General features: G+C 70.4%; 14 protein-coding genes. 6 read left to right on the top strand and 8 right to left on the bottom strand.

Annotated features, from left to right (window positions below):
- Positions 1–21: 21 nt before the first annotated feature.
- Positions 22–1,077, bottom strand: a complete 1,056-nt coding sequence (gene hemE / locus ACWPXK_RS15825; protein ID WP_454196867.1) for a uroporphyrinogen decarboxylase — start codon at positions 1,075–1,077, stop codon at positions 22–24.
- A gap of 190 nt (positions 1,078–1,267) precedes the next feature.
- Between hemE and ACWPXK_RS15830 the strand changes: the two genes are divergently transcribed.
- On the top strand, positions 1,268–1,906 hold the full coding sequence (locus ACWPXK_RS15830) for a DUF3000 domain-containing protein (RefSeq protein WP_364330566.1): 639 nt from the start codon (positions 1,268–1,270) through the stop codon (positions 1,904–1,906).
- Between the two features lie 137 nt (positions 1,907–2,043).
- The gene (locus tag ACWPXK_RS15835; RefSeq protein ID WP_454196868.1) at positions 2,044–3,378 is read left to right on the top strand and encodes an HRDC domain-containing protein; all 1,335 of its coding nucleotides are present in this window, start codon (positions 2,044–2,046) and stop codon (positions 3,376–3,378) included.
- Here ACWPXK_RS15835 and dxs read toward each other — a convergent pair.
- Positions 3,319–5,217: a 1-deoxy-D-xylulose-5-phosphate synthase gene (gene dxs / locus ACWPXK_RS15840; protein WP_454196869.1), complete on the bottom strand. Its 1,899-nt coding sequence runs from the start codon at positions 5,215–5,217 to the stop codon at positions 3,319–3,321. The two genes, ACWPXK_RS15835 and dxs, sit on opposite strands and share 60 nt — an antisense overlap.
- A gap of 523 nt (positions 5,218–5,740) precedes the next feature.
- On the opposite strand from dxs, the gene ACWPXK_RS15845 reads away from it, so the two are divergent.
- Positions 5,741–6,415 (top strand): SIMPL domain-containing protein, encoded by a 675-nt coding sequence (locus ACWPXK_RS15845; RefSeq protein ID WP_454196870.1) that lies wholly within the window; start codon positions 5,741–5,743, stop codon positions 6,413–6,415.
- A gap of 154 nt (positions 6,416–6,569) precedes the next feature.
- On the opposite strand, the gene ACWPXK_RS15850 is transcribed toward ACWPXK_RS15845, so the two are convergent.
- The 3 genes from ACWPXK_RS15850 to ACWPXK_RS15860 are packed head-to-tail and all read right to left on the bottom strand — an operon-like array spanning position 6,570 to position 10,342.
- The gene (locus ACWPXK_RS15850) at positions 6,570–6,866 is read right to left on the bottom strand and encodes a DUF1330 domain-containing protein (RefSeq protein WP_454196871.1); all 297 of its coding nucleotides are present in this window, start codon (positions 6,864–6,866) and stop codon (positions 6,570–6,572) included.
- 52 nt (positions 6,867–6,918) lie between these two features.
- Positions 6,919–8,334, bottom strand: coding sequence for a class I SAM-dependent RNA methyltransferase (locus ACWPXK_RS15855; protein ID WP_454196872.1), 1,416 nt, complete (start codon positions 8,332–8,334; stop codon positions 6,919–6,921).
- Between the two features lie 19 nt (positions 8,335–8,353).
- Complete coding sequence (locus ACWPXK_RS15860; RefSeq protein WP_454196873.1) at positions 8,354–10,342, bottom strand: APC family permease; 1,989 nt, start codon at positions 10,340–10,342, stop codon at positions 8,354–8,356.
- Between the two features lie 161 nt (positions 10,343–10,503).
- Between ACWPXK_RS15860 and ACWPXK_RS15865 the strand changes: the two genes are divergently transcribed.
- Entirely contained in the window at positions 10,504–11,169 is a 666-nt protein-coding gene (locus ACWPXK_RS15865; protein WP_454196874.1) for a potassium channel family protein, read from the top strand.
- A gap of 2 nt (positions 11,170–11,171) precedes the next feature.
- Positions 11,172–11,843, top strand: coding sequence for a potassium channel family protein (locus tag ACWPXK_RS15870; RefSeq protein ID WP_454196875.1), 672 nt, complete (start codon positions 11,172–11,174; stop codon positions 11,841–11,843).
- Positions 11,844–11,889: 46 nt separating this feature from the next.
- Here ACWPXK_RS15870 and ACWPXK_RS15875 read toward each other — a convergent pair whose 3' ends face one another.
- The 3 genes from ACWPXK_RS15875 to ACWPXK_RS15885 form a co-directional block, all read right to left on the bottom strand.
- Positions 11,890–12,516, bottom strand: a complete 627-nt coding sequence (locus ACWPXK_RS15875) for a sigma-70 family RNA polymerase sigma factor (protein WP_454196876.1) — start codon at positions 12,514–12,516, stop codon at positions 11,890–11,892.
- A gap of 165 nt (positions 12,517–12,681) precedes the next feature.
- Entirely contained in the window at positions 12,682–13,371 is a 690-nt protein-coding gene (locus ACWPXK_RS15880; RefSeq protein ID WP_454196877.1) for a DUF3159 domain-containing protein, read from the bottom strand.
- A gap of 3 nt (positions 13,372–13,374) precedes the next feature.
- Positions 13,375–13,755: an OB-fold nucleic acid binding domain-containing protein gene (locus ACWPXK_RS15885; RefSeq protein WP_364330526.1), complete on the bottom strand. Its 381-nt coding sequence runs from the start codon at positions 13,753–13,755 to the stop codon at positions 13,375–13,377.
- Positions 13,756–13,886: 131 nt separating this feature from the next.
- Between ACWPXK_RS15885 and ACWPXK_RS15890 the strand changes: the two genes are divergently transcribed.
- The gene (locus ACWPXK_RS15890) at positions 13,887–14,582 is read left to right on the top strand and encodes an alpha/beta fold hydrolase (RefSeq protein WP_454196878.1); all 696 of its coding nucleotides are present in this window, start codon (positions 13,887–13,889) and stop codon (positions 14,580–14,582) included.
- Positions 14,583–14,592: the final 10 nt, after the last annotated feature.

The raw sequence follows: 14,592 nt of genomic DNA on the forward strand, positions 1-14,592 counted from the left end.
GGGCGCCCTCCCTTTGGGCCCCTACAGTTCGTGGACGAACTCCACCAAGGCGGTCAGCACGCCGGGGTCGGTGTCCGGGAGCACTCCGTGTCCCAGGTTGAAGATGTGTCCGGAGGCGCCCATCGTGATCGCCTCGTCCGCTTCGCGCACGATCCGGCGGGCCTGCGCCTCGATCGCCGCGGGTCCGGCGAACAGCACGGCGGGATCGAGGTTGCCCTGCAACGCTTTTCCGGGTCCGACGCGGCGGACGGCGTCGGTCAGCGGCACCCGCCAGTCGACGCCGACCACGTCGGCGCCCGCCTCGCCCATGGCGCCCAGCAGTTCGCCGGTGCCGACACCGAAGTGGATGCGCGGCACGCCCGCGTCGGCGATCTCGGCGAACACCCGCTCCGAGTGCGGCAGCACGAAGTTGCGATAGTCGGCCAGCGACAGCGCGCCCGCCCAGGAGTCGAACAACTGCACCGCGTCGACGCCCGCCGCCAGCTGAGCCTGCAGGAACGCGATGGTGATGTCGCTGAGCACGCCGAGCAGCGCGTGCCAGGTCTGCGGGTCGGCGTACATCATCGCCTTGGTGCGCTCGTGGTTCTTGCTCGGCCCGCCCTCGACCAGATAGGAAGCGAGGGTGAACGGCGCGCCCGCGAACCCGATCAGCGGCGTTTCGCCCAGCTCGTCGACCAGCAGGCGCACGCCGTCGGTGACCGCGCCGACTTCCTCGGGACGCAGCCGGGGCACCGCGCGCACGTCGGCGACCGTCCGCACCGGCGCGGCGACCACCGGGCCGACGCCGGGCACGATGTCCAGATCGATCCCCGCCGCTTTGAGCGGAACGACGATGTCGGAGAACAAGATCGCCGCGTCGACCTTGTGCCTGCGGATCGGCTGCAGGGTGATCTCGCACACCAGCTCCGGATCGAAGCACGACTCGAGCATCCCGATGCCCGCCCGCACGTCGCGGTATTCGGGCAGCGAGCGTCCGGCCTGGCGCATGAACCACACCGGACGCCTGCTGGGCGTCGCGCCGGTGGCGGCGGCCAGGAACGGGGCATCGGTCAACCGGCGGCGGGTATGAGTGCTCATCACGGCTATCGTATGTGGGCTCGGCGGGAGCGAGAGCCCCGGAGGGGCAGGCGCGAGTCTCGGTCGCTTGGACGCGAGACTTCCCGGGGCCGTGAACACGCAGCGCCGCAGGCGCTGCAAATCGAGCACAGCCGCATACAGCGGCGCGCCTCCGACCGCGCCGTGTGCACAAGGTCTACCGTCAGCATTCGTGACACCGCTCGACTTCCGCGACGGCGCCGCACCGACCGAAGGACCCCAGGGCGAGCCCGCTCTATTTCGCGCCGCGGTCGATGCGATGGGCACCGCTACCGTGCATCCCCGGATCGAGCTCGCGCCCATCCGGCCGCCGCAACGACTCGCGCCGTACTCCTACGCCGTCGGCGCGGAGGTCAAACACCCGGACGCCGCCGTGGTTCCGATCGAGTCCGAAGGCGACGCGTTCGGCAGGTTGATCCTGCTGCACGACCCGAACGGCGACGACACCTGGCACGGCACCCTCCGTCTGGTCGCCTACATCCAGGCCGATATCGATGCCGCGCTGGCCACCGACCCGCTACTACCCGAGGTGGCATGGAGCTGGCTGGTGGACGCGCTGGAGTCGCGGGCCGAACCGTTCACCGCACTGGGCGGTACGGTGACCTCGACCAGCTCGGTGCGCTACGGCGATATCGCCGGTCCGCCGCGCGCCCACCAGCTGGAGATACGCGCCTCCTGGACACCGGTCACCACCGACATGCGGCCCCATCTCGAGGCATTCTGCGAGGTGCTGGCATACGCGGCCGGTCTGCCGCCCGCCGGGGTGACCCAGCTGCAGATGCGTCCGGGCTTGCCCGGGGACCAACCGTGAGCACGCCCCGCCGCCGGGTGTGACCTGCGCCGGGACCAGCGCATAAGATGACCGGGTGCGTCACGGCCGCTCGATCGACACATTGATGCGCCGATAGGACGGCGGCGCCTTCGAGTCGGCACGTAAAGTTCAACACCATGTCCGTACCAGAAGAATCCGAACCCTCGGTCGCGACGCCCTTGCTCGCGCCTGCGGAGGGTGTGCCACCGGTACTGGACACCGCCGCCGAGATCAGCGCGGCCGCCGCCCGGCTCCTCGCGGGCACCGGACCGCTCGCCGTGGATGCCGAACGGGCCTCCGGCTTCCGGTACTCGGCACGCGCGTATCTGATCCAATTGCGCCGCGCCGGCGCGGGCACGTTCCTCATCGATCCGATTCCGCTCGCCGACGGCCTAGCTCCGCTGGCCGAGGCGATCAACGAACTCGAGTGGGTCCTGCATTCCGCGGACCAGGACTTGCCCGGTCTGGCCGAGCTCGGCTTGCGCCCGGCCCGGCTGTTCGACACCGAGTTGGGCGGACGGCTGGCCGGTTTCGAGCGCGTGGGACTCGCCGCGATGGTGGAGCGTCTGCTCGGCCGGGCGCTGCGCAAGGGGCACGGCGCGGCCGACTGGTCTACCCGGCCCTTGCCCGACGAGTGGCTGAACTACGCCGCGCTCGACGTGGAATTGCTGCTGGAGCTGCGCGACGCGGTGGCCGCCGCACTCCGGGCACAGGGCAAAACCGAATGGGCGGCACAGGAATTCGAGCACATTCGCACGCTGGACCCGCCCGCGCCGAAAGCCGAGCGCTGGCGGCGTACCTCGGGCATCCACACGCTGCGCCGGGCCAGGCAGCTGGCGGTGGTGCGCGAGCTGTGGACCGCAAGGGACGTGCTTGCCCGCGCCCGCGATGTGGCGCCGGCCCGCATTCTCCCGGATGCCGCGATCATCGCCGCGGCCGCCGCTGAACCGAAGTCGGTCGCACAATTGCGCACGCTACCGGTGTTCGGTGGGCCGCGGCAGCGCCGGTATTCCCGCGAATGGCTCGCCGCGATCGAGCGCGGCCGCACCCTGCCGGACAGCGAGCTGCCGCCGCTGACCCAGCCGTTCGACGGTCCGCCGCCGGTCAACCGCTGGGAGCGCCGTGACCCCGCCGCGGCCGCGCGCCTGGCCAGAGCGCGGGCCGCGATGGGCGAGCTGTCGACCGAGCAGGCGATTCCGGTGGAGAATCTGCTCGCGCCGGATCTGGTGCGCCGTCTGTGCTGGGACGGGCTGGCCGATTACGACGTGGCCGACCTGTCCGCCGCGGTCGACGGATTCCTGAAGTCCGGCGGCGCACGGCCCTGGCAGCGGGAGCTGGCGGTGCCGCGGCTGACGGCCGCGTTGCCGCCGGCGAACCGACTGGTGCTCCCCGCGGGTTCGCCCGCCGTGACGTCAGCGAGCGGCGAGCCACCCGCCGATGCGGCGGGCGATATCGGGGGCGGTCAACCCTAGGTCCGCGTGCACTTCGCCACGCGAAGCGTGGTCCAGGAACTGTTGCGGCACACCGAGATCGCGGGTCGGGATGTCCAGGCCGGAGTTACGCAGGCGGGCCGAGACCGTGGAGCCGATGCCGCCGTGTAGTCCGCCGTCCTCCAGCGTGACCACGAGCCGGTAGTTCTCGGCGAGCTTGAGCAGTGTGTCGGATACCGGCAGCACCCAGCGCGGGTCGATGACGGTGACCGAAACACCTTCCGCGTCGAGCAGCTTCGCCGCCTCCAGGGCTACGCCCGCGAACGAGCCGACGGCGATGAGCAAGACGTCGCCGTGCACCGCCTGCACCGAGCCGCCCTCCGGCTCCGCCATCCGCAGCACGTCCACGCCGTCCAGCCGCTCGACCGCCGAGATGTCTTCGGCGACACTGCCTTTCGGGAATCGCAGCGCGGTCGGACCGTCGTTGACGGCCAGCGCCTCGGCCAGTTCCTCGCGCAGCGTCGCGGCATCGCGCGGCGCGGCGACCCGGATGCCGGGAATGATGCCGAGCACCGACAGATCCCACATGCCGTTGTGGCTCGCGCCATCGGAGCCGGTGATGCCCGCACGGTCCAGCACCACCGTCACCGGCTGCTTCAGCAGCGCCACGTCCATCAGCAGCTGGTCGAAGGCGCGGTTGAGGAAGGTCGAGTAGATCGCGACCACCGGATGCATGCCGCCGAGCGCCAGACCCGCGGCCGAGGCCATGGCGTGCTGTTCGGCGATGCCGACGTCGAACATCCGGTCCGGAAACCGCTCCCCGAACGCCGCGAGCCCGGTCGGCCCCGGCATGGCGGCCGTGATGGCCACGATGTCGGCGCGACGCTCGGCGTGCGCGATCAGTTCCTCGGAGAACACCGACGTCCAGCCCCGCGCCTTCGGGCCGCCCACCGGAGCGCCGGTCAGCGGGTCGATCGGGTCGCAGGCGTGCATCTGGTCGGCGACATGATTCTCGGCCGGCGCGTAGCCGCGGCCCTTCTGCGTCACGGCGTGCACCACGACCGGTCCGCCGAAGTCCTTCGCCCGGCGCAGCGCCGCCTCCAAGGCGACGACGTCGTGGCCGTCGACCGGTCCGACGTACTTCAGGCCGAGGTCGCTGAACAGCTCCTGCGGGCTGACCGCGTCCTTGATCCCGGCTTTCACCGCGTGCACCATCGAGTACGCCGATTCGCCCACCCGCGGGATGCTCTTCAGGATGCGTTTGCCCGCGTCCAGCGCGTGCTCGTAGGCGGGCTGGGTGCGCAGCGCGGTCAGCCGGTCGGCCAGGCCGCCGATGGTGGGCGCGTAGGAGCGGCCGTTGTCGTTGACCACGACGACCACCGGACGATCCGGAGCGGCGGCGATGTTGTTCAGCGCCTCCCAGCACATGCCGCCGGTGAGCGCGCCGTCGCCGACCACCGCGACCACGTGCCGGTCCTGCCCGCCGAGGGCGAACGCCTTCGCCAGCCCGTCCGCGTAGGACAGCGCCGCCGAGGCGTGCGAGGACTCCACCCAGTCGTGCGCGCTTTCGGCCCGGCTGGGGTAGCCGGACAGGCCGCCCTGCTTGCGCAGCGAATCGAACTGGTCCTTGCGACCGGTCAGGATCTTGTGCACGTAGGCCTGGTGCCCGGTGTCGAAGATCACCGGGTCGGCCGGCGAGTCGAAGGTCCGGTGCAGCGCGATGGTGAGCTCGACCACACCGAGGTTGGGGCCGAGGTGCCCGCCGGTCGCGGCGACCTTGCGCACCAGGAACTCGCGGATCTCCTCCGCCAGCTCGCGCAACTGCGGCACCGTCAGCCGGCGCAGATCTTCGGGCGAGTCGACCCGGGAAAGCACTCCCACCTGAACTAGCTCCCTCCGGATAGCGCATCTGATCCGATCAGTCTACGGAGCGGCGGATGGCCCGCCCGCACGAGAACCATCACACCGACCGGCATCGCACCGGAATGTGAGCTCGGCCGCACCGCCCGGACATACGGTACCCGGCCTAGAGTGGCAGGGTGGCCCAGCCCGAGCAAGTGGTCTCGCGGACAATCGAACCCGGCGTCGTGCCGCGGATCGCCGGCGGTGTCCACCCGCGCTGCCGGGGCGCGGATTCGCCGGCCGCCGGCCGACTCATTCCCGAACTGGCTGTGGTGGAACTCGATTCGTTCGGCGTGTGCCCGGCCACCCCCGGCGGCCGGTTCCACGGCGCGGGCCCGCGACCTGGTCATGGGCGATCACGGCGGCAGCGGTGGACGCGAGCTCGAACGACTCGGCGCCGGAGCTTGACACAGATCGACGCGGGGCGATCAGCGAGCCGCGCGGCGGGCACAGCACGGTATGACGGCGGGTCGAACCGACACCGATCATCGAGGAGAATTCCGTGAGCGAGAAGTCCGATTCGGGGGCAGGCACCGTCACGGCCTTCGGGCACGGCACCGCCCGCGCCACCCCGGATCTGATGCGGGTGACGGTCTCCGTGGAATCGCGGGCGAGCAAGGTCGCGCTCGCCTACGGCCAGGCCGGTGAGCGCGTGGCCGCGGTGACGCGGTCGCTGCGGTCCGATGGCGTCGACGGCGCCGACATCGCCACCAGCGGTCTGTCGGTGCAGACCGAGACGGTGTGGACCGAGGGCCAGGGCAACCGGATCACCGGATACCTCGCCAGCACGTCGCTGACCGTGGCGTTGCGCGATATCGGGGACACCGCCGATCCCGGACCCGCCACGATCATCGCCAACTGCGTCGAAGCAGGCGGCGACGACGTCCGTCTCGGCGGCCTGATGCTCACCGTCGCCGATCAGGAGTCCTTGCTCGCCCGGGCGCGCGACGCCGCGTGGGAGAACGCCCGCGCCAAGGCCGAGCAGTACGCCCGGCGCGCGCAGCGCACGCTCGGCAAGGTCATCGAGATCACCGAGGACGCCGCCTCCGCGCCACCGGCCCCGCGCGCACAGAGCATCTCCGCCCCGATGGAGATCTACCGCGCCGCCGCGGTCCCGGTCGAACTGGGCGAGAGCGAGATCTCCGCGGTCATTCGCATCACGTGGCAACTCGACTGACGCCACGGCGATCGAAGTCCAGGCGCTGGGCGCGGCGCTCACGTGACAAGCCGATGGCGTTCCGGGCGAGCGAGCAGTCGGCTGCACGACTCGCCCCGCGTGATCAATGCCGGTGAGGGATCATCAGCTCATCGTGCCAGCGGCGTCCGGCGGTTCACGAGTGACCGAGGCCGTGTACCAGCAGGCTCACCGTATCGGCTCCGGCGTGGCGATCCTTCGAGATCTCTTGATACTCGGGCGATTCGGCCCAGGCGCGGAAGGACGGCTCGTCTGGGAACGCCATCAAGACCACCTTCTCGCGGTCGGTGCTGCCCTCGACGACCCGGGGGGATTCGTCCGCGGCCAGCAGCGTGCCGGAGTAGCGAATGAAGACGTCGAGGAAGCGGGCCTGGTAGCGATCGTAGGCGGCGCGATCGGTGAACTTCAGTTGTGCGATGACATACACGGTCATATCCGTGACTCTAATTGCGCCGGGGCACGGGGGTACGTCCGCGGACCGACCCTCAACGCTCCAGCAGGGCAATGCATTCGACGTGGTGCGTCGCGGGGAACGCGTCGAACGCGCGCAGGTCGGCGAGCCGGTAGCCCGCCGCCTGGTACAACCCGAGATCGCGGGCGAATGCCGCCGGGTCGCATCCGACGTGGATGATCCGCGCCGGGCCGCTCGCCGCGACCGGGCCGACCACGTCCTTGCCCGCGCCCGCGCGCGGCGGATCGAGCACCACCACGTCCGGCGCCGCCGCGCCGACATGCTCCACCACCCAGCGCTCCACCCGCTGGGCGCGCAACTCCACCCAGGGCAGATCGCGCAGTGCGGCGGCGCCGTCCGCCACCGCGGATCGCGCGGATTCCACCCCGAGCACCACACCGGTCCGGCCGACCTGCTCGCCCAGGCGCGCGGCGAAAACACCCGCCCCGCTGTAGAGATCCCAGGCGCGCCCGCCGGGGCCGAGTCCCGACCACTCCGCGACCAGATCCGAATAACGTTGTGCCGCGCCCCGGTGCGCCTGCCAGAAGCCGGTCGCCGCGATCTCCCACCGCCGGCCCGCCACGTACTCGACCGCGCGCCCACTGCCCGCGAATACCCATTCGTCGCGTGCCGCGTGCGCGGCCGCCCGCCGGGCGGAGGCGTCTCGCCGTTCGTCCCGCCGGGTGGACCCCGCCGCGGCTGCCTCCCCGGCCCGCCGATCGGAGCCGCGCGGTCCCCCGCGGCGATCGCGGCCGTGCGGCCGGTCGCGTCGCCTGGAGCCGTCCCGCCGGTCGTTTCCACCCGGGCCGCGCCGGTCGCCGCCGCGGCTGCCGGCTCCCGCCTCCGCGGCGGGCGCCAACTCGACGATGTGCCGGATGCCGTCGCCGTCCACCGCGATCACCAGATCGGCGCCGGGCGTCCACTGCCGATCCGCGATACCCTCCAGCGCGCCCGCGACCGGTTGCGGGCATCGCAGATCAGCGATCACGCCGGTGCTGCGATATCGGTGCACGCCGGCGCGGCCCCGTTCGTCCACAGCGAGCCGCACGCGGGTGCGCCACCCGCCGATCGTTTCGCCGGACTCGATCGGCTCCACCAGCACGTCACGCTCGATCCCGGCCACTCGGCGCAACTGTTCGGCCACCACCGTGGCCTTCAGCGCACGCTGCGCGGCCGGCGTGGCGAAGGAGAAATCACAGCACCCGGCGCCGCCTGGACCGGATACCGGACAGGTGGGCGGCACCCGGTCCGGTGACGCCTCGAGCACCTCGACGGCGTCGGCCCGGCAGTACGAGCCGCCCCTGTCCTCGGTGACCCTGGCCCGCACCAGTTCACCGGGCAACCCGTGCCGGACGAACATCACACGCCCCTCGTGCCGTGCGACGCAGAAGCCGCCGTGCCCCGGCGGCCCGAGCCGCACCTCGAACGTGCTTGTCCGCCAATCGCTCATTCCGAATGCTCCATGGACGTCATGTCCGGTCCTCGTACCCCCGCCGCACCGCGCCGGGGGCGTTCACCACGCCGGGCACCTTCGCCCGCGCGGACGAGCTCAGCTGCCACGGCACGCTGGTCACCATCACGCCCGGCTCGAACAACAACCGTCCCTTCAGCCGCAGCGCGCTCTGGTTGTGCAGCACCTGCTCCCACCAGTGTCCGACCACGTACTCGGGGATGAACACCGTCACCACGTCGCGGGGGGCGTCCTTGCGTACCCGCTTGACGTAATCGAGAACCGGTTTGGTGATCTCCCGGTACGGCGATTCGATCACCTTCAGCGGCACCGTGATGTCGCTGTTCTCCCACTCCCGCACCAGCGCCCTGGTGTCGGCCTCGTCCACGTTCACCGTCACCGCCTCCAACGTGTCGGGGCGGGTGGCGCGGGCATAGGCCAGTGCCCGGCGGGTCGGCAGGTGCAGCCGGGAGACCAGCACGATGGAGTGCGAGCGGCTGGGCAGCACGCCGTCCCACTCGTGCTCGTCCAGCTCGCGCGCGACCGAATCGTAGTGCCGGCGAATCATCTTCATCACCACGAAGATCGCGACCATGGTGAAGATGGCGATGTAGGCGCCGGCGAAGAACTTCGTGATCAGCACGATCACCAGCACCGCGCCGGTCGCGCTGAGACCGACCGCGTTGATCACCCGTGACCGTTTCATCCGCGCGCGCTGTCCCGAGTCGGTCTCGGTGCGCAGCAGGCGGGTCCAGTGGCGCAGCATGCCGGTCTGGCTGAGCACGAACGAGACGAACACGCCGACGATGTACAGCTGGATCAGCTTGGTCACCTCGGCGCCGAACAACACCACGAACGCGATGGCCGCGCCGGAGAGGAACAGGATGCCGTTGCTGAATGCCAGCCGGTCGCCTCTGGTGTGCAGCTGCCGGGGCAGGTAGCGATCCTGTGCCAGGATCGAGCCCAGCACGGGGAACCCGTTGAAGGCGGTGTTCGCGGCGAGCACGAGGATCAGCGCGGTCACCGTCGTGATGAAGAAGAAGCCGAGCGGGAAACCCTGGAACACGGTATCGGCGAGCTGGGCGATGAGCGTCTTCTGCTGGTAGTCCTCCGGGGCGCCGGTCAGGTCGGCGACGTTGTGCGCGTAGACGATTCCGATCTTCTGGGCCAGGATGATCATGCTCAGGAACAGCACGATCGCGATGATCCCCAGCAGCAGCAGCGTGGTGGCGGCGTTGCGCGACTTGGGTTTGCGGAACGCCGGCACGCCGTTGCTGATCGCCTCCACACCGGTGAGCGCGGCGCAACCGGAGGAGAACGCGCGCGCGATGAGGAAGGCGAACGCCAGGCCGTACAGGTGCTCGTCCTCGGCGTGCAATCCGAATCCGGCCGACTCGGCCCGCAACTGTTCACCGAGCACGAAGGTCCGGAACAGGCCCCAGCCGAGCATGATGAACATGCCGGCGATGAACGCGTAGGTCGGAATCGCGAACATGGACCCTGATTCGCGCACTCCGCGCAGGTTCATCGCGGTGAGCGCGGCGATGGCCACGACGGCGAACAGCACCTTGTGGGTGGCGACGAACGGAATGGCCGAGCCGATGTTGGACGCCGCCGAGGAGATCGACACCGCGACGGTGAGCACGTAGTCGACCAGCAGCGCGCTGCCGACGGTCAAGCCCGCGGTGGGCCCGAGGTTGGTCGTGGCGACCTCGTAGTCGCCGCCGCCGGATGGGTACGCGTGCACGTTCTGCCGGTAGCTGGCCACCACCACCGCCATCACGAAGGCGACCGCGAGGCCGACCCACGGGGCGTACAGATAGGCCGAGATGCCTGCGGCCGACAGGACGAGGAAGATTTCTTCGGGGGCGTAGGCGACCGATGACATGGCATCGGAGGCGAACACAGGGAGCGCGATTCGCTTCGGCAGCAAAGTGTGACCGAGCGAGTCACTGCGGAAAGGCCTGCCCAGCAGCACTCGCTTCGCTGCCGTCGTCAACTTGGACACTGGAGCGAGCATAGGCCCCCGCACGGTGGATCGCGCGCGTGGCTCGCAGGTTTGCTCGGCGGCTGGAGGGGGAACGTGGCCGATGGAATCATTCGACGGGTAGCGTTCGACCGAACAGCAGAGCAGACCGAACACCATGGTTCCAGGAACGAGGTTGCACGGTGTACGTAGTGATCATGGGGTGCGGGCGCGTCGGCTCCTCGCTCGCCCATGCCCTGGTCCGCATAGGTCACGAAGTCACCGTGATCGACCGGGACTCCAGTGCGTTCCTGCGCCTCGGCTCCGACTTTCCCGGCAATCGGGTGACCGGCGTCGGATTCGATCGAGATGTGCTGATCAGCGCCGGAATCGAACGGGCGGACGCGTTCGCGGCCGTCTCCTCGGGCGACAACTCCAACATCATCTCCGCGCGGGTGGCCAGGGAGATGTTCGGCGTGCAGCGCGTCGTCGCCCGGATCTACGACGCCAAGCGCGCGGCCGTCTACGAGCGCCTCGGCATCCCGACCATCGCCACGGTGCCGTGGACCACCGACCGCTTCCTGCGGGCGCTCATCGGCGATCCCAGCACCACCACGTGGCGTGATCCCACCGGGACGGTTGCTGTGACCCAACTGACGCTGCACGAAGAGTGGTACGGCCGCACGGTGCGCGACTTGCAGCAGACCATCGCGGCGAGGGTCGCGTTCATCATCCGTTTCGGCCAGGGATTGCTGCCCGACAGCAAGACCATCGTCCAGGCCGACGACATCGTCTACGTGGCCGCGACCTCCGGCACCGTGGGCGAGGCCGTCGCCCTGGCCGCGAAGCCCCCAGCGAGCGAGGAATGAACATGAAAGTGGCCATCGCCGGAGCGGGAGCCGTCGGCCGATCGATCGCCAGGGAGCTCCTGCGCGGCGGGCACCGGGTGATGCTCCTGGAGCGGCAGCTCGAGCATATCGATCCCGCGGCGATCCCGGACGCGGTCTGGGTGCACGCCGACGCGTGCGAGCTGGCGCTGCTCGAACAGGCCGGGCTGGAGACCTACGAGGTGGTCATCGCGGCCACGGGCGACGACAAGGCCAACCTGGTGCACAGCCTGCTGGCCAAGACGGAGTTCGGGGTGCGCCGGGTGGTTGCCCGGGTGAACGATCCGCGCAACGAATGGCTCTTCGACGCCTCGTGGGGTGTGGACGTCGCGGTGTCCACGCCCCGTCTGCTGGCCTCGCTGGTGGAGGAAGCGGTTTCGGTCGGGGATCTGGTGCGCCTGCTGACGCTTCGCCAGGGCCAGGCGAACCTGGTGGAGATGACACTGCCCGCGGACACCGCGCTGGCGGGCAAGCCGGTGCGCGCGCTCACCCTGCCGCGCGACGCCGCCCTCGTGACGATCCTGCGCGGCGGACGGGTGATCGTGCCGCAGCCGGACGACCCGTTCGAGGGCGACGACGAACTGCTGTTCGTGACTTCGGTGGAAGCCGAGGAAGACCTCCGGCTCGAGCTCGCCAACCACGGCATCAGGCCATAACCCTCCGATACGGCCGATGCGTCCGCGGTGGAGCACCGCCGGGGGACTACGCGGCCAGCTTGAGCTCCGCGCGCAGCTTGTTCAGCGCGCGGTGCTGCATCACCCGGACCACACCCGGGCTGGTGCCGATGGCCTCCGCGGTCTGCGCCGCCGACCAACCGAGCATGATGCGCAGCACCAGCACCTCGCGGTGCGCGGGCGCCAGCACTTTCATGAGTTCCCTTGTGGCGGTGCGGCGTTCGGAGGCCAGCGCCCACTCCTCGGGTCCGGCGGCGGAGGACGCGGCATCCGGGACGTCGGCCACCGGGTAGGCGGGGTGCCGCTGCGAGCGGCGGAACGCGTCGGCGACCTTGTTGGCCGCGATGCCGTAGACGAACGCCAGGAACGACTTGCCCTGGTCGCGGTAGCGCGGGATGGCGTTGACGGTGGCCAAGAGGACTTCCTGCACCACGTCGTCGGCGGTGACCTGCAGATGGGCGGTATTGCCCAGGCGCGCACCGCAGTAGCGCCGCACCAGCGGGTGCACCACGCGGATGATCTCGGCAACCGCCTGACGGTCGCCCGCGGCCGCCGGACCGATCAGCTTGTCCAGCTCGGCCGATACCCGGCGGCTCTCCGAGAGAGCGGGGTTGGGGTTCTTGGGCAGCGCCGCGGTGTTGTGCTCGGTAGCCACGTCCGAGTCCTTCCTTGCCGATCCAGTGCGTGTTTGCGATACGCATAGATCGTCTGACGAACTCGGGACGGCAACCAGGCACCCCAGGGTGGGTTACGGCCACCTCGGCGGTGGTACTTACCCCACCCCGATGGATTTCGCCGGTCGGCGGCGGAGAGTCAACGCTCAGGCGGGTTCGGTCGCGGCCACCGTCTTGGTGGGCAGATGGCCCGCGCGGCGCACCGCCCAGACGGTGACGCCCAGCGCCACCGCGGTCAGCGGCCAGCCCATCGCGATGCGGGCGATCGCGAGCCAGCCGGTCCGGTCGGTGTCGTAGAGCTGCGACTGCACCAGGTACCGGGCACCGAAGACGAGGACCCACGTGGTGGTGGCCAGGTCGTACAGGCGCACCAGCCGGGGATCGGACCGCCAGTCGGAGCCGTGACCGTTCAGTACGCCCCAGATCACGCCGACCAGCGGCCAGCGGACCAGGATGGAGACGAGGAACACCCCGGCGTAGATGAGGCTGGTGTAGATGCCGAAGAGGAAGAACCCCTTGGCCTCCCCCATCCGGTAGGCGATCAAGGCACAGACGCCGACGCCGAGAAACCCGGAGATGGCGGGCTGGACGGGATTGCGGCGTACCAGGCGCCAGACCAGGATGGCCGCGGCCACGCCGAGCGCCGCCCAGATCGCGGCGGTCAGCCCGGCGAGACTGTTCACGGGGACGAACACGACAACCGGCAGTGTCGAGTAGATCAGGCCGCTCAAGCCGCCCAGTTGTTCCAGGAGGGTCTGCTGGGCACGTTGCTCGTCACGGCCGAGGCCGAGCCCGGTGCGATCGCCTGATCCTGCGTTGTCGTTGCTCGATGGCATACGTCAGCTGTTCCCGCGCAATTCGTAGTAGGGGTTGTAGATCACTTTGCGGCCGTCCCGGTCGCCCACCCGGCCACGGACCAGGATGCGCCGCCCCGGCTCGATACCGGGAATGCGCCTGCGCCCGATCCAGACCAGGGTGATGGCGTCGGTGCCGTCGAAGAACTCCGCCTGCACACTGGCGCCGGCGGACTTGGGACACGCTTCGACGCTCCGGAGCCTACCGAGCATGGTGGCCTCGTCACCGCGCCGACACTCCGACGCGCGGTGCGCTCCCGACGCCTCGGAAGTCTCGGCCAGCTCTTCGGCATCGAGCTGATCGATATCTTCGGTCAGTCTGCGGCCCAGACGTCGGAAATAACCTGAGGCTGCGGATGACGACATGGTGCACGCTCTCCTGCATAGAGCAGATGGCGTGGTTCGCACACCATCGTGGGGATTCCAACCGCACGGCCCGTTCACGCCGTACACCGCCACTGTAGATGGGCTGGGCGGCCCCCGCTACGCTCGGACCGATGTTCGACTCCCCACATCCGGCTCGCGTCGTGGCGCTGCCCGGCACCGGATCCGACGCCGATTTCGCCCGGCGCGCCTTCGGGCCGGCCAGCGCGGCGCGCGGGCTCGACTTCGTCGCGGTGGAACCGGATCCGCGCGGGGTGGTCGCGAGCTGCCGGGCCGGATTGGACGCGGCGGCGCGGTCCGGGCCGGTCCTCGCCGCTGGTATCTCGCTCGGTGCGGCGATCGCGCTGGAGTGGGCGGCCGAGCACCCGGATCGTGTGGTCGGGGTCGTCGCGGCGCTGCCCGCCTGGACCGGACCCGACACCGCCGCCTGTCCGGCCGCGCTCAGCGCCGCGGCGACCGCCGCGCAACTGCGCGCCGACGGTCTGGCCGTGGTGCTGGACCGTATGCGGGCGAGCAGTCCGCAGTGGTTGGCGGACGCGCTGACCCGATCCTGGCGGGCGCAATGGCCGCACCTGCCCGCCGCGCTGGAGGAGGCCGCCGACTACAAATGGCCGGACGCCGAGCGGCTGGCCACCTTCGAGCTGCCGCTCGCCGTGGTCACCGCGATCGACGACCCGGTACATCCGGTGGCGGTGGCCGAGGAGTGGGCCGCGCTGGCCCCCCACGCCCACCTGCACCGGATCACCCTGGACGAACTGGGCTCGGACCCCGCGATCCTCGGACATACCGGAATCGGCGCCTTCGGCTGAGTTCGCGGCC

It is taken from the genome of Nocardia sp. Marseille-Q1738 (genome assembly GCF_965283145.1).